This window comes from Bacillus haikouensis (assembly GCF_013179555.1).
Lineage (GTDB): Bacteria > Bacillota > Bacilli > Bacillales > Bacillaceae_B > Rossellomorea > Rossellomorea haikouensis_A.
Window position 1 is genome coordinate 1 of record NZ_JABMCR010000013.1, and the last position, 14,287, is coordinate 14,287.

The window sequence follows — 14,287 nt, forward strand, 5'->3', positions numbered from 1 at the left end:
ATGTTTATCCATCCATAATTAAGGATAAACCTTATACAATTCCTTTTTAGCTAGGAGGTTCATTCCTATGAAACCATCAGAAGACAAGCAAAATCAAAATAGAAACCAGCAAAACCGCAAGAAGATGGAAGTACGAGAGCAGCATTTTCATGACCTTATCCTCTCAACCATCAGGACATGTGAGACTCTTTCAATCAAGCCAACGATTTCGGTGCTGGTTGAATTTTCAGGACTTTCAGAAGAAAAAATACTGGAGATATTAGAGAACTACTATAAAGATAATTCATCAACTGAAAAACTGAAGAAATTGAATGAAAACAGTAATGATTTTAGAAATTAACATGAAATAACATAACTTCATCACGAAATAAAACACGAATCACAGTTCACCTTCTCCGTGTTTGGTTTTCATCCTGTTGAGATTACGAATCTTACACTCCCGCGAACAAAATTTCATATCAAAAAAATTCCCGCAGTGCAAACCGCGGGAATTTCATTAGTCTTCTAATAACCCGTTTTCAACGAGCCAGTCATGAGCGACAACAGACACACTGTTGCCTTCTACATCTACTTTAAAGTTCAGTTCACGCATAATATCACTGTCCAGTTTAGTTGCCAATCGGGCAGTGATTTCTTTAATTTCAGGATATTTTTTATAAACTTCCTTATTGATGCTAACTGCAGCCCGATACGGCGGGAAAAATCGTTGGTCATCTTTCAACGTTACTAAACCATAGTCTCTTATTGTCGCATCCGTTTCAAAGGCAACCGAAACATCCACCTGGCCATTGTCAAGTGCACGCTGAGTGAGTCCGATATCCATTTGTTTAATGTTTTCTGCCCCAAAGCTGAATCCGTACTTTTTTTCAACACCGGGCAGTCCGTCAGGCCGGTTAGCGAATTCGGCATCGGAAGCCATAGTCAGCGCCCCTGGGTGTTCATTAACATAAGCTGCCAAATCACTGATTGAAACGATGCCAAGTTCTTCACTTTTTTCTTTTGTCATCGCCAGCGCGTACGTATTATTGACTTCAGACATGTTCATCCAATGAATGCCGTTCCTTGAATCCAGTTCTTTTACTTTCTGAAATGTTTTCTCGGGATCAGACATCGGTTCTTTACCCATATAGGTGATGAGGGCAGTCCCCGTATACTCCCACATTAAGTCTACCTGCTTATTTTCCAGAGCCTTCCGAACGACCGTACTGCCCAGATTATTCATTTGTTTCACTTTGAATCCCTCTTCTTTCAAAAGAAAAGCAGTCATTTCAGAAAGCAGGTATTGTTCAGTAAAGTTTTTTCCCCCTACCGATATTTCTTTTCCGCCTATCCCTATAGAGGAACAAGATGAAAGACTGACCGTTAATGCAGCTATTATCATGAGAGTTCCTATTTTCTTTATCAACTGAATCACCTCCACATCTTTTACATATCTCCTGTTTGTTTGATTCCATCAGAAACGACTGCACGTTCCAGCAGTCTGAGTAGATAATCGACTGTAATGGCAAGCAGCGTGACCGGAATGGCTCCGGAAATCAAGTAACCGTTATCAAACAACTGGATTCCTGTAAAGATCCAAACACCGAGTCCTCCCCCGCCTACAACGTATGCGAGTGCCGCAGTTCCAATATTCAACACAACTGCAGTCCTGATTCCTGCCAACATGGAATAAGCAGCGTTGGGCAATTCAATTTTGAAAAGAATCTGGGATGGGGTCATCCCCATTCCTCTGGCTGCATCAATCAGGTTTTCATCAATTGAGTCGATTCCTGCTACCGTATTTCTGTAAATCGGCAGCAATGAGTAGATAAATAGTGCAAAAATCGCTGTATTAAAACCGATACCAAGAACACTGATCATTAACGCAAGAACCGCAAGGCTTGGGATTGTCTGTCCAAAATTTACTGTATTCGAAACAGCCCACTCAGCTCTCCTGAATGATTTCCTGGTGATGATTATCCCAACAGGGATGGCGACGGCAATCGCCAGAAGTGATGAGACCGCAACCAACTGTATATGTTGTTTCAGAAGCAGTAAAAATGTATTGGTTTCACTGAATATATATACGAAGTATCGATTCTGAATCGCCCAGACAAAAAAAAGAAGGACCAGGGCATATACACTGTAGCGGACGATTCGACTGACTAGCTTTTTCTTGTTCATCGAATCATCCTTTCACTGCCGATGAAGATTTGCCTTTGATTTCATAGTGAAGGTACTTCTGTACAAGATCGATGGTAATCGCACCAAGTTTACTTCCAGAATGATCCAGCACAATCACTTGATCCGCTTCCTGATTCAAAAGCATGGAAAGAGTGTTTCTAAGATCGTGATGCACGTTGATAGTCTTCGTGTCCTGAATGGATTCGTCGATATCTACAAGACCGATGATATTCTTCAAATCCTCAATCGTATGAAGACTCAAGCTCTTTATCGCACGATCTTTTCCGAAAAATTCGTAAACAAAATCACTTTTCGGACGAACAAGCATTTCTGAAGGTGAATCATACTGCATGATTTCTCCGCCGCGTAAAAGAACGATCTTATCTGCCATTTTGATTGCCTCATCGATATCGTGGCTGACAAATAGAATCGTTTTTTTTACTTCTTTCTGAATTTGAAGAAACTCGTCCTGTATCTTTTCCCGGATGATCGGATCGAGTGCACCAAACGGCTCATCCATCAGCATTACCGGGGGGTCCGCTGCAAGGGCGCGAATGACACCTATCCTCTGCTGCTGTCCGCCTGAAAGTTCATGCGGGTAACGTTTTCTGTATTTATCGGGATCTAACCCAATCATATTCATAAGATAATCGAAACGCTCCCGTTTTTTCTTTTTTCCCCAACCTAATAAATCAGGGACGATCATTACATTCTCTTCAATCGTCATATTCGGGAAAAGTCCGTTGCTTTGGATTACATATCCAACTTTCCTTCTTAATTCAATTTCATTCAAGCTCATTGAATCCTGTCCGTCAATGATGATTTGACCATCACTGATTGATTCGAGCCTGTTCACCATACGGAGCAGCGTGGTTTTTCCACAGCCGGAAGGACCAAGGAGAACAACGATATTTCCTTTTTCTACTGTGAAATCCACCTTGTTGACAGCTGTAACCCCGCCTTCATATGTTTTCGTCGTTTGCTTAAACGTAATCATCTTTTCACCTCATTGCTTAGTTGGTTATGCTTTTTGGCGTGTAGCGTTTTTGAATCCACAATAGAATGCCGTCAGCAATCATTGCCAGGATTGCTACTGCGACCGATCCACTGATGATCAAATAATTATCCCCTCTGGAAATCCCTTGTGTAATCAGGACGCCAAGTCCTCCTGCTCCGATATAGGCAGCAATGACACCGATCCCGATATTAAGTACCACTGCCGTTCTGATCCCTGCCATGATAAGAGGAAAAGCATTTGGAATTTCCACCCGGAATAGTCTTTGGTAAGTTTTCATCCCGAGTCCTTTTGCCGCATCTCTCATTTCAGGGTTTACATTTTTAATTGCCGTATATGTATTCCTAATAATCGGAAGTTGAGAATAGAGAACAAGTGCAACAAATGCTGGTACAAAGCCTATTCCTTGATTGATTATTGAGAAGATCGGTATCATGACTCCAAATAACGCGATACTGGGGATTGTCAGCATGACTGATGCAATCTGCAGCACAGTTTCAGCAAGATAGTCATTGGTCGTAAGGTAAATACCAAGAGGAATACCAATCAACAGTGCAACAATGATTGCTAATCCGACAAGTGTCGCATGCTCAATGGTTAATTCTATGATCCGCGGCGCATTCACCTCAAGAAATTTCATCCATTCATCCATCCATTTACCCTCCTTTATACGATTGTCCGGGCCAAAAAAAAATCGAGCAAGGCTAGCAGCCAAGTCGATTTTTAGTATACCCTCATATAACCGTAACATTCTTTGGACTCTCGTGTCTAATCCATCATCTATTAACCATTGGTTGTTATTTTTATCCTCTTAGCTTACAACCTCCAGGATATTCCCGTCTGGATCAATCACATGCAAATACCTCGTTCCAGAAACTCTGGAAAGCGAATAATCCTTTGTTTCCATAAGACGGCTGACGGCGAATAATGCAGCCGGATTCTTTTCTTGGATTGCGTTCGTCAATTCCTTCAATAATTCTTTTGCAGTTGTTTCGTGCTGAAATGGGAATTCTTCAAATACCCGCTTTTGTTTTAAACTGGCTCTCGAACGGGAAAGGCTGGTTTTTATCGATTCATTACTGACTCTCATCATGTCAGCTATTTCCTGTGAACGATACTCGAATACATCTTTCAATGTGACAAGAATCGCCTGACGGATCGGCAATCTCAACAGCAATACTTCCATTAAACCCTCGCATTCTGTAAAGTCCACTGTGTACGTGTGAAGTTCTTCCTTGAATGTGGTGACATCTTTATTCTTTCTTATCTCATCGATAAAAAGGTTTTTCGCGACCGCATACAGAAAACTAATAGAGACTTCCCTATGTGGTTCAGTCTTCTTTAGCGAGTACACTTTTATCAATGTATCCTGAGTCAGATCTTCTGCCCTCCATTGGGAACCTGCCAGTTTTAAACAATAGCGGTAAAGCTGTGAGATGGTCTTTTCCAAATTTTTAAAAATCACTTTAATCCTCCAATTTTTCAAGAATTTTGTAACTTTTATTTCATTATATTCGTTATTAAAGTGATATCAATAATGTAAGGAGTGTTTTTTATGTTCAAAGTAGGATGTGTGTTTGTTCCTGTTACCGATTTACAGAGATCAAAAAAATGGTATGAAGAGCTTTTAGACGTAAAGTTAATTGATGAATGGGAAGGCGGAGCAGGATTCTATTTTCCTTCCTGCCCTACTCAGCTGGGTCTGGTTCAGGTTGAAAAACCGCAGCCGACAGAGTTCACTATCAAAGGGAACAGGAAAAATTCTTATTATAATTTTTTGGTGGACGATTTAGATGAAGTATACGCCCGATTTAATGAAAATGGCGTTAGAACATCAGAAATCGATGATTTTGATGGAATGAAATTCTTTGATTTCTTCGACCCTGATGGAAATCCGTTCAGCGTTGTGAATGAAGTGGAAGGTTCTCCATTCCACCGGGATGAAGTACGAAAGAAACAGAAACAGCATTATTAATAGGTGAAGGGAGTAAACGGATGATTGAAATCAAACAACTGAATGGTGAACAGGAGTGGCTGGACGCATATCCCGTCATGAAGCAGCTCCGTCCTCATTTAGATGAATCGGGGTATCTGAATTTAATAAAGGAAGCTTCAAATACAGACGGCTACAAACTGGCAGCCTTGTATGAGGGAGGAAGAATTGTCGCCGTCACGGGCTTCATGCCTATGGTAACGCTATATAATGGAAAATCCATATGGGTATGCGATTTAGTGACAGATGCTGCTGTACGTTCGAATGGCCATGGCAAAAAACTGCTCAACTATGTTGAATGCTGGGCTAAAGACAATGGATATGATATCATCTCCCTCTCTTCAGGTCTCCAGCGCCTTGATGCACATCGGTTCTACGAAGATAAAATGGACTATAAGAAAAAAAGTTACGTTTACTTGAAGGAACTGTAGGCAAGGGATTTTCCTTACTTTGTCGAATATATTAAAAGACAAAGTATGGAGAGGATTTTAAATCATGCATATTCATATTCAAAACCAACATTTTAGAAAGGCGATTGCTGATGTATCAAGAGTCGTTTCTTCCAAATCGCCTTTTCCCAGCCTGACTGGTATAAAATTGACTGCCGATGACCACAAATTGACGCTCATCGGCAGTAATTCAACTACTATCATCAAAAAGGAGATTCCTGCCTCTGAAGATACTCTAGTCATTACCGAGCCGGGAAGTATCATCATCCCGGCAGTCTACCTGTATGAACTAGTTAAAAAGCTCCCACAAGATCTGAGCATCCATGTTGATGAGAATCATTCCATTACCATTCGTTCAAAGGATATCCTGACCCGGATGAAAGGGTTGAATCCGTATGATTATCCCCCTTTACCTGAACTCAATCATGATTCGTCTATTGAAATTGAATCAGGGGAGTTGGTCCAGCTAATTAAACAGACGGCATTTGCAGTTTCGTCCAATGATACAAGGCCGGTATTGACAGGTGTCCACTTTTCTATTCAAAAAGATGAGCTTATTACCATTGCAACCAACTCTCACCGGCTCGCACTCAAGAAGCACAAAATCTCATCAACGATCAAAGGGGATTGTATCGTTCCGAGCGCCGCACTTTTCGAACTTAATAGATTGATTGAGAAAGATTGTTCACCGGTCAATATATTGATAACCGACCATTATATAGTCTTTACGACAGCTGATATGTCATTCTATTCGAGATTGATTGAAGGCAGCTATCCAGATACATCGAGTCTGATTCCGAATGATTCAAAAACAACTGTCACCTTGAATACGAGCGACTTCCTTGAAGGCGTTGATCGTGCGTGTTTATTTTCAAAGGAATGGAGAAATCATAACATTCAGCTGGAGCTCATGCATGGATCTCATTTAAAAATTTCTTCTCGTTCTTCTGAGATTGGTAGGATCGAAGAGTTGCAGAAACTTTCAGCTCTCACAGGTGACAACGAGCTCATCCTTACACTTGATGGCCGTTTTCTTATGGAAGCATTAAAATCAATTAATGAAGATGAAGTTTCACTTTGCTTCAGTGGATCGATGCGTCCGGTTCTAATTCATCCCGTAGATAATCTTCAGCATCTTCAGCTGATTTCACCGGTTCGGGCAGGTTAACAGAAAACTCCTGCTGTTTTTCATCAGGAGTTTTCACACATTTTCCTCTTGATTCAAGACACCTGATTTTATGGTATAAATCGTGAAACCAGATAGTGTAATATAGATAATTACTGTCGTAATGCCCAAAATTATTGAGTAATCGAATAATCTAAATAGAGTGACCGCGCCCCACGGGAGTATGACAGCTAGAAACCATTTTCCCCTCACTTGATTTTTCCGGTATAACGATATAAAAATGGCCAAAGACATGGTCATACTAATCGCATGAGCGATGATCATAAATCCGCCTATCATCATATCAACAACCAACCCCCTCTCCCTTCATGAACTGATAACAAAATCAGCATTACGCACAGGATGCATATTCCGTAAGTAGTGCTCCTCCGCTTTCCAATAACGGTTCTCAAATTTGTTTATTTTTGTCTGGGTGGATATACTTTCCCTGCTAAATCGGACCTGTCTTTCACACTCCAAGTAAATGAGCGTGTCAAAAAAGTTCCTCCACTCCTTCCTTTGGAGAAATACTCCTTCTATTAAAATTACGCCGCATGAGGGCAATTGCAAATTTCTCCACACCTGTATATCCTTTTCCTCATCGTAATATGGAAGGGTCAACAGAGAAGAAACCCTAAGTTTTTCAAACAGGCTCTCTCTCAGCTTTTCTACATCCCATTGCAAATAATAGTACTCTTCCCATTCAACAAACCCGGTGTCATATCTTTTACTGCGAGTTTCTATGAAATCATCCATATGTAAACAAACGTACTCTACATTGTATTCTCTCAGTATTTTCCCTGCAGCTTTTACATATGTAGTTTTACCTGACCTGCTCAATCCATCAATTCCAATCACGATCAGTTTATCTTTTATATTTTGTAAAATGTTTTTGATAACGGAATCCTCAACCATTTTTTTCTCCTTTCAAAGGGATGAATGTAAGATATCTGCTCTTATATTAATTATTTGAGTCCCAAATGTTTACCGAGATGAATACCGCTCGCGGCAGCCTGTGAAAGGGAGTGAGTGACCCCGGAACAGTCACCGATCAAATAAATACCCGGGAGCTCGCTTTCAAAATTTTCATCGGTATATAGTTTTGGCTCATAAAACTTTGCATCAAGACCATACAGAAGTGTATCTCCATGAATTTCTTCTCCTATTAAACCTTCCAACGCATCAAGAAATTCAAGCAATGCACCCGTATATAGAGCTGGGACCTCACTTCGTCCATTACCGCATTGTGCTTTAAGAGAGGGTTTTACTTCATTGTTGGAAAGTGTTTCAGTTTTCCGGTGCCTTCTGAAATCCTCCAATCGTTGAACAACGATCCTATCTTCTCCTCCATTGATTCCTCCAATAACATTTACTGCTTCAGCAATAGCTTCTTCGTATGAAGAAAAGTATTGCGGAACGAACAAAGTAAAATTCAGATTGGCACTCGGGGTTTCTTTTTCCAGTGCATTTTGTCCATCGGGCATGACAAGACCATGTTGATATTTACGGATAATCCTGCCGCGCGGGTTCATGCAGTACGTAGTAGCTACATAATCATTCCTTTCGATTTTCAATTTTGTTTCGAATGTGTCTTGAAGGATAGACTGCAGCTGATCACCTTTCATTTCCACCCGGTACCCCATATCCAGCCGTGTTTCACCTGGATGGATACCGAAAGACCCCATCATGTTTTTAAGCCAGACACTGCCGCTCATTCCGGTTCCAATAACAATGAGTCCACTCTGAAAATACCCTCTATTGGTATGAAGTTCATATCCATCGTCAAGTTTCCTTACAGCTTCCACCTTCGTTTCAAATGTAAAGCTCACTCTTTCCCGCATGACTTCATACATTTCCTGAAAGATTTTTTGAGCTAAATCCGTTCCTAAATGTCTCACCTCGGACGATAATGCATTCAAGCCATGAATTTCTGCAGTTGTTGAAAGAAATTCATTCTGCGTGCTGTACTTTTCCCTTGCACTTCCACCAAATCGACATAATATCTCATCCACTTCCTCCATCAGACGGAGTGCTTTTTCTTCTCCTATTTTCCTATGAAGCTCCCCGCCGAAATCGTTCGTATAATTAAATTTCCCTTCCGACTTTCCCAGTCCCGCAAATCCTGCATACTTACTGCAAACCCCTCTGCATTCACATCTTTCCTCATTATCTAGACTGCACTTCCGCTGATCCAACTCTTTGCCTATATCAATCATATGTATCCGTGCATCCTTATTGTTTTTCATAAATGTGTAGGCGAAAAAAATGCTGCTTACCCCAGCACCGACGATCGTGATATCATGTTGTATTGTTTCCACTATAGCACCTCTCTGACGTATTCTTATATTAATTTCCCACCCGATTTTTTCACTTCTTATTTTCCCTGCCTAAGGGGAATCGTCAAATACATCGACCACTATAACCATATACTATTTGACACCAAAAAGAAAAAATACATCAGTAAAAATGCAGTTACAATCATATTCTTTTTTCGATATGTACTCACCAAAAAATATATCACTACCGCTGCCATTGATGCGTACCACCAATTTAAAAACTCATGCGGTATACTCTGTTCTCTCATTAAATAAAAATAAGAAAATAAGCTAGGAAACACAAATGATATCAGAAGCAAGCAGACTAAAATAGTATGAATTGTATGTTTTACACTTAACCAAAACAACTGATTACCTATTTCCACCACCACCAATCAGTTTCGACAAAATACTAAAATTTCAATTTATCATTCATGCAAACATAAAATACCAATTGACTAACGGTTCATCCGTCAGTTTGGAATGGACCTATTTTTATTTACTATTTTTTTAAAGGCAGTTCCGACCAAGTTGTTTTCATGGAAGCTGAATTCGAGGTTGATACCGTGATGCTTGTCCAGATAACCTATAATGTCCGAATCGGTATCAGTTCTTTCATAATACTTGGGACCGTATGTTTCCATTACTTTATCACGGGAATCTCCTTTAGAGATCCCTTTGGCAGTAGACTTGTCCCCAGTAAAGAAATAACCGAAAACCTCATTATTTTCAATACCAAATTCTATATCATCGTACACGAGATATTTAGTCTTCGGGTTCGCAATTTCATGAACTTTTTCCGGTTCTCCGAAACTAATTAAAACAACTTCTTCTTGGGTAGACAGTGATACCGAATTCATATGTTCACCCGATAAATCAGTACTTTCTATACTCTTGAATAGCTCATATTTATCAACTGAATTAATCTCGCAGCCTGCAGCAAAAATATATATGCATATGATAACAAACCATATCTCAAGCTTGATTCTTTTCATTTTTACACACACCAATTTCAATAAAATGATAATTAATCCAATGAAGGGTAAAGAGTTTTACTAAAGGGCAGCAGTTCCGTTAATTTCAATAAATCTTCAATGACAAGGTCAGCTTGTAACAGCTCATGCTCCTGAGAAAAGTCAAAGCGGCAACCAATAGCCAATAAACCATTATCTTTAGCTGCTAAGATATCAGAGAGCCGGTCTCCGACAACTGCACCATTTTGCACCCCGTATTTCTCACAAATCTGATTTACTAAATCTGATTTATGCAATGACTCAATTTGTTCAATGCTGAATACTTCATCCACCCATCGATCCAATCGGTAATGCTTCACGATTGCAGTTAAATAATCAGGTAGACCGTTACTGGCAATGAACAACCTCAACTGCTGTTGTTTTAAATACGATAACGTTTCTATTGTATGAGGATACAGTTCTCCTTTTCCCAATTGAATGTTATCGATCAGCCTTTCAAGAAAATATTCATTCACCTTTTCCCTCTCTTCAATCGTGTGGCGGGGCAGCAGCGTCTCCCAAACTTTCGGAAGCGGCACTCCCATTATTTCACGGTACATACTTATCGGAGTCTCTCCTTCCCATGTTCCTTTCGCTCTCAACCGTTCAAATGCATCTTCAAGGGATAATTTCAGGATTCGATCTGTCTGAAACAATGTCCCATCCATATCAAATATCACTGCATCAACTTTCATTTACTGCCATCACCTTTCTTTATCATTACTAACCGGTATATTTATCATAGCCCCGTCCTCAATCATACGGTCAAATTATTTTCAGATTTTAACTCAAGTGCATGATTCAAAACTTCCAATAAAACTGATACGAATACAGAAATGGTCACAGATGCGAAGATGATGACAATCCCTGCGATTGCGATACCTGGATGAAGAGCATTCTGAGTCAGCAGAAGTATAGCGCCTGCCGAGTACAGCAAAGTGATGCTCCATGCATTCAACTTGATCAGCTTTAAATTTCTTACAACTTCTTCTGAAAAAACAATCCTCTGATTAATGAATCCCACTAGTTTGAATGACTGATAAAGAGCAAGATAAAAAGGAATTTCAGTAATATATAACCCAAGCATTACCGGCCATTTCAAATATGCATATTCAGGATTTGCCTCTGCTGGAAAAGCAGCAATCTTAGGCAGACCAAATATGCTAATACACAAAACAACCAACCCCAAAATGATGATGGCTGATTTAAGAAATACAATCGTTATCTGTTTCATGTTACTCCCCCATCCATTTTTTCCAGTATATCCTTAATTTTATTGTATATCAATAAATAATTATCAAGTATCGTGAGTGAAAGTATCTATGCCATATGAATCCAGTAAGACTTGATGGTTTTCATAGACATCGAGATTACAATCATTGGCAAGGATTAAAAGATGATTATTAATAAGGCAATAATACATTTTTGGCGAATGGATTATATCTGAAATGGATCGTATTTTTGCAAAATAGATTAAAATTTGCAGACCGGAAACACTTCCACATCATGTAATTAAAAGCTCCATAAAAAAACACACAAACTCATATGAATTCGTGTGTTTTCTTCAATATCATTCTATTATGAACGGATTTTTTCTTTGTCCTTCTTAATCTGCTTACTTCTTAACTGACCGCAAGCTGCATCGATGTCTGTCCCCTGTTCAACACGGACACCACAATTGATTCCGTGCTCAAGCAGCGTACCGTAAAAACCTACAATCGCATCTTTCGTACTGCGCTGATATTGATTATGTTCATCGACAGGATTATAAGGAATCAAGTTTACATACGATAAGTGACGCTTGTTTTTCAAAAGTTTGGCGAGCTGGAGTGCCTCTTCTTTATGATCATTCACATCACTTAGAAGGATATACTCGAAAGTGATGCGCCGATTCGTTTTTTCAAGATAGTAATCAATTGCAGGCATCAGCTTTTCCAGTGGATACGCCCGATTGATTTTCATGATCTTCGTACGAAGCTCATTGTTCGGTGCATGCAATGATACTGCAAGGTTAATCTGAATGTTTTCATCTGCGAATTTATAAATCTTATCCGCGAGTCCGCTTGTCGACACTGTGATATGGCGTGCTCCGATCGAGAGTCCCTTCTGATCGTTCACAACACGGAAAAAGTCCATCATATTATCGTAGTTATCAAACGGTTCACCGATCCCCATCACAACAATGTGACTTACACGCTCATCTTTGCCCTGTGCATCCAAATGATGTTGAACATTCATGATCTGTTCGACGATTTCCCCGCTTGACAGGTCCCGGTTCTTCTTCAGAAGTCCGCTTGCACAGAATGTACAGCCGATGTTGCAGCCGACCTGGGTCGTGACACATACACTTAATCCATAATTGAAGCGCATCAATACTGTCTCGATCAAGTTACCATCTTCTAGCTTGAATAGAAATTTAATGGTTCCATCCTTCGATTCCTGCTTGATTTCCTGCTTCAGTGTCTGAATGTGAAAATGGTCATCCAATAATTGAATGCATTCGCCATTCAGGTTTTTCATCTGAGAGAATTCGGTCACTCTTTTTTTATATAGCCAATCCCACACCTGGGCTGCACGGAACTTCTTCTGACCATGCTCGACCAGCCAGGAGGTCAGTTGCTCTATAGTTAATCCATATATGGAAATTTTATCCATTAATAAACCCTCATTTCAATACTCTACAATTTTCTACTTATCTATACTACTTAAAGTATCACCATGTTTCAAGGGATTTATTAACTTTACACAATATTGGAATTCCGTATATTTGTAAAAAAAGAATAAGGATGAATGCTTTTTTGGCGGCAAAAAAGACCGGAAAATTCCCCGGCCTTATCAATGGTTCATTCTCTCTATAAATTCATTAAGCTTTACTAAGTCTCTTAGTTTACCGTTGCACTCCAAACTATCCTGACAAATATAGTTCCCTTTCTTAATATAGGTTCCTTGCGAAGATTTTTTTGATTCCGAAACATACATCCCTACATTTCCAAATGTGTTGCAAATCGAGCATAACCCTTTTTTACTGCTGTTTTTAAACGTGCCTTTTAAGCCCTTCAGCTTTCCGTCATAATGAGCCACGATATACTTGCTTTCCTGTCCATAGTCATTCCAGCCAAGGTACGAAAGCTCTCTGAAATCCAGATCGCTCAAACCCGGTAACTTCAACTTTTTCACTTTAGGATACAATTTTTTCAGGGTTGTCTCGCTAACCGGCTGAAATGGAATGACTAATTCTCTTAGTTCCGTTAAATAATCCTGACCCTGTTCCGAGTCCTTAACGTAAACGACCGTCTCAAGCATCCGCACTTGTTCGGCGGACAGTTCGTCAAAGAGGTTGAAAATCTTATCTCTTACTAAAGATTTCAGTGCATCCAAAACTCCTGGGTCATTAACCGTAGAATATCCGTTTATAAGAACCTTAATTTGATAATGGATGAAATTGTATTGATCATTTCGAATGAATGGTTCCATCTTGATCGCTCCCAAACATAATTCTTAACTTATTCATTACAACTATATCGTATTCTTTTACTAACATATATGTATAGATTGGTTTTCAATCAAACTCGCCATTGATTGGACACTTGCAATAACTGACTACCACTCATTACACCGGCAAACATATTGCCGGTGCAAAATCATTACTTTTTATAAACGATTTTCTTAATGGTTTCACAGGATAAAAAATAGTTGTCCGCTAATTGCTCGATTTTTACACCTCTGCTAAAATCATCGCGAATGCATGAATTCCTCTTGTCAAGGAGCGCTCGTGTGCCGGATCGGCTTCCCCATTTTCGATAAGAGTTTTTTGTCTTGGGAATATAGAGTGTCTCTCCTTGAATATATTTCTGAATTTCAATCAATAACCTTTCAGGTAAAACCTTTTCTGCTTTAACGTATTTCATTGACGTCAGCCCCTTATTTTAATGGTTCAAATAAATAAGGTGCAAAGCACATCACGAGAAATGCGAAAAGCATGTGTGGGCGATCAGTCTCTATTCCACCCCATGCAAAGTATCGCCTTCTGAGTAACAGGCTTTGCATGAGACGCTCCAGTTCCCGGTAATCTCGTTACCATGATACCACCTCCTGCTTCTTGCTATGTCTATTATAAATTAATTTCAAAAAATCTGTTAGCTTCAAGTTTAACGTACATGGTATAATTTGCTAA

General features: G+C 39.7%; 18 protein-coding genes. 4 read left to right on the top strand and 14 right to left on the bottom strand.

Annotation, left to right across the window (positions count from 1 at the left end; translation table 11 throughout):
• The first annotated feature begins 67 nt into the window (after positions 1-67).
• Positions 68-340: a hypothetical protein gene (locus tag HP456_RS02600; protein WP_172248464.1), complete on the top strand. Its 273-nt coding sequence runs from the start codon at positions 68-70 to the stop codon at positions 338-340.
• 156 nt (positions 341-496) lie between these two features.
• Here HP456_RS02600 and HP456_RS02605 read toward each other — a convergent pair whose 3' ends face one another.
• From HP456_RS02605 to HP456_RS02625, 5 genes are all read right to left on the bottom strand, one after another.
• Entirely contained in the window at positions 497-1,405 is a 909-nt protein-coding gene (locus HP456_RS02605; protein WP_246288682.1) for a glycine betaine ABC transporter substrate-binding protein, read from the bottom strand.
• 20 nt (positions 1,406-1,425) lie between these two features.
• A complete protein-coding gene (locus HP456_RS02610; protein WP_172248465.1) occupies positions 1,426-2,163 on the bottom strand; it encodes an ABC transporter permease in 738 nt (245 codons plus the stop codon).
• A gap of 4 nt (positions 2,164-2,167) precedes the next feature.
• Positions 2,168-3,160, bottom strand: a complete 993-nt coding sequence (locus HP456_RS02615; protein WP_172248466.1) for an ABC transporter ATP-binding protein — start codon at positions 3,158-3,160, stop codon at positions 2,168-2,170.
• A 16-nt stretch (positions 3,161-3,176) separates the two neighbouring features.
• On the bottom strand, positions 3,177-3,830 hold the full coding sequence (locus HP456_RS02620; RefSeq protein WP_172248467.1) for an ABC transporter permease: 654 nt from the start codon (positions 3,828-3,830) through the stop codon (positions 3,177-3,179).
• Between the two features lie 159 nt (positions 3,831-3,989).
• On the bottom strand, positions 3,990-4,643 hold the full coding sequence (locus HP456_RS02625; RefSeq protein ID WP_172248468.1) for an RNA polymerase sigma factor: 654 nt from the start codon (positions 4,641-4,643) through the stop codon (positions 3,990-3,992).
• Positions 4,644-4,733: 90 nt separating this feature from the next.
• Here HP456_RS02625 and HP456_RS02630 point away from each other — a divergent pair, with 90 nt between their 5' ends.
• From HP456_RS02630 to dnaN, 3 genes are all read left to right on the top strand, one after another.
• Positions 4,734-5,153: a VOC family protein gene (locus tag HP456_RS02630; protein ID WP_172248469.1), complete on the top strand. Its 420-nt coding sequence runs from the start codon at positions 4,734-4,736 to the stop codon at positions 5,151-5,153.
• A 20-nt stretch (positions 5,154-5,173) separates the two neighbouring features.
• Positions 5,174-5,602: a GNAT family N-acetyltransferase gene (locus tag HP456_RS02635; RefSeq protein WP_246288685.1), complete on the top strand. Its 429-nt coding sequence runs from the start codon at positions 5,174-5,176 to the stop codon at positions 5,600-5,602.
• Between the two features lie 64 nt (positions 5,603-5,666).
• Positions 5,667-6,788 (top strand): DNA polymerase III subunit beta, encoded by a 1,122-nt coding sequence (gene dnaN / locus HP456_RS02640; RefSeq protein ID WP_172248470.1) that lies wholly within the window; start codon positions 5,667-5,669, stop codon positions 6,786-6,788.
• Between the two features lie 33 nt (positions 6,789-6,821).
• Here the strand turns inward: dnaN and HP456_RS02645 are convergent, their stop codons facing one another.
• The 9 genes from HP456_RS02645 to HP456_RS02685 form a co-directional block, all read right to left on the bottom strand.
• Positions 6,822-7,100 carry a hypothetical protein gene (locus tag HP456_RS02645; RefSeq protein ID WP_172248471.1) on the bottom strand — a complete coding sequence of 93 codons (279 nt, stop codon included), beginning with the start codon at positions 7,098-7,100 and terminating at the stop codon, positions 6,822-6,824.
• Between the two features lie 12 nt (positions 7,101-7,112).
• Entirely contained in the window at positions 7,113-7,700 is a 588-nt protein-coding gene (locus HP456_RS02650) for a kinase (RefSeq protein ID WP_172248472.1), read from the bottom strand.
• A 50-nt stretch (positions 7,701-7,750) separates the two neighbouring features.
• Positions 7,751-9,031, bottom strand: a complete 1,281-nt coding sequence (locus HP456_RS02655) for an NAD(FAD)-utilizing dehydrogenase (RefSeq protein ID WP_172248495.1) — start codon at positions 9,029-9,031, stop codon at positions 7,751-7,753.
• A gap of 542 nt (positions 9,032-9,573) precedes the next feature.
• Entirely contained in the window at positions 9,574-10,095 is a 522-nt protein-coding gene (locus tag HP456_RS02660) for a hypothetical protein (protein WP_172248473.1), read from the bottom strand.
• A gap of 32 nt (positions 10,096-10,127) precedes the next feature.
• Positions 10,128-10,808, bottom strand: coding sequence for an HAD family hydrolase (locus HP456_RS02665; RefSeq protein WP_172248474.1), 681 nt, complete (start codon positions 10,806-10,808; stop codon positions 10,128-10,130).
• Between the two features lie 62 nt (positions 10,809-10,870).
• The gene (locus HP456_RS02670; RefSeq protein ID WP_172248475.1) at positions 10,871-11,347 is read right to left on the bottom strand and encodes a DUF2975 domain-containing protein; all 477 of its coding nucleotides are present in this window, start codon (positions 11,345-11,347) and stop codon (positions 10,871-10,873) included.
• A 344-nt stretch (positions 11,348-11,691) separates the two neighbouring features.
• The gene (rlmN, locus tag HP456_RS02675; protein ID WP_172248476.1) at positions 11,692-12,768 is read right to left on the bottom strand and encodes a dual-specificity RNA methyltransferase RlmN; all 1,077 of its coding nucleotides are present in this window, start codon (positions 12,766-12,768) and stop codon (positions 11,692-11,694) included.
• Positions 12,769-12,948: 180 nt separating this feature from the next.
• Positions 12,949-13,587: a FusB/FusC family EF-G-binding protein gene (locus tag HP456_RS02680; protein WP_172248477.1), complete on the bottom strand. Its 639-nt coding sequence runs from the start codon at positions 13,585-13,587 to the stop codon at positions 12,949-12,951.
• A gap of 170 nt (positions 13,588-13,757) precedes the next feature.
• The gene (locus tag HP456_RS02685; RefSeq protein WP_172248478.1) at positions 13,758-14,021 is read right to left on the bottom strand and encodes a CD3324 family protein; all 264 of its coding nucleotides are present in this window, start codon (positions 14,019-14,021) and stop codon (positions 13,758-13,760) included.
• Between the last annotated feature and the right edge of the window lie 266 nt (positions 14,022-14,287).

What these genes read in the sequence shown, in the direction of transcription:
- HP456_RS02600 (WP_172248464.1), top strand. Translation starts at nt 68, where the DNA reads ATGAAACCATCAGAAGACAAGCAAAATCAAAATAGAAACCAGCAAAAC.
- HP456_RS02610 (WP_172248465.1), bottom strand. Translation starts at nt 2,163, where the DNA reads ATGAACAAGAAAAAGCTAGTCAGTCGAATCGTCCGCTACAGTGTATAT.
- HP456_RS02615 (WP_172248466.1), bottom strand. Translation starts at nt 3,160, where the DNA reads ATGATTACGTTTAAGCAAACGACGAAAACATATGAAGGCGGGGTTACA.
- HP456_RS02620 (WP_172248467.1), bottom strand. Translation starts at nt 3,830, where the DNA reads ATGGATGAATGGATGAAATTTCTTGAGGTGAATGCGCCGCGGATCATA.
- HP456_RS02630 (WP_172248469.1), top strand. Translation starts at nt 4,734, where the DNA reads ATGTTCAAAGTAGGATGTGTGTTTGTTCCTGTTACCGATTTACAGAGA.
- HP456_RS02635 (WP_246288685.1), top strand. Translation starts at nt 5,174, where the DNA reads ATGATTGAAATCAAACAACTGAATGGTGAACAGGAGTGGCTGGACGCA.
- dnaN (WP_172248470.1), top strand. Translation starts at nt 5,667, where the DNA reads ATGCATATTCATATTCAAAACCAACATTTTAGAAAGGCGATTGCTGAT.
- HP456_RS02650 (WP_172248472.1), bottom strand. Translation starts at nt 7,700, where the DNA reads ATGGTTGAGGATTCCGTTATCAAAAACATTTTACAAAATATAAAAGAT.
- HP456_RS02655 (WP_172248495.1), bottom strand. Translation starts at nt 9,031, where the DNA reads ATGAAAAACAATAAGGATGCACGGATACATATGATTGATATAGGCAAA.
- HP456_RS02660 (WP_172248473.1), bottom strand. Translation starts at nt 10,095, where the DNA reads ATGAAAAGAATCAAGCTTGAGATATGGTTTGTTATCATATGCATATAT.
- HP456_RS02665 (WP_172248474.1), bottom strand. Translation starts at nt 10,808, where the DNA reads ATGAAAGTTGATGCAGTGATATTTGATATGGATGGGACATTGTTTCAG.
- HP456_RS02670 (WP_172248475.1), bottom strand. Translation starts at nt 11,347, where the DNA reads ATGAAACAGATAACGATTGTATTTCTTAAATCAGCCATCATCATTTTG.
- rlmN (WP_172248476.1), bottom strand. Translation starts at nt 12,768, where the DNA reads ATGGATAAAATTTCCATATATGGATTAACTATAGAGCAACTGACCTCC.
- HP456_RS02680 (WP_172248477.1), bottom strand. Translation starts at nt 13,587, where the DNA reads ATGGAACCATTCATTCGAAATGATCAATACAATTTCATCCATTATCAA.
- HP456_RS02685 (WP_172248478.1), bottom strand. Translation starts at nt 14,021, where the DNA reads ATGAAATACGTTAAAGCAGAAAAGGTTTTACCTGAAAGGTTATTGATT.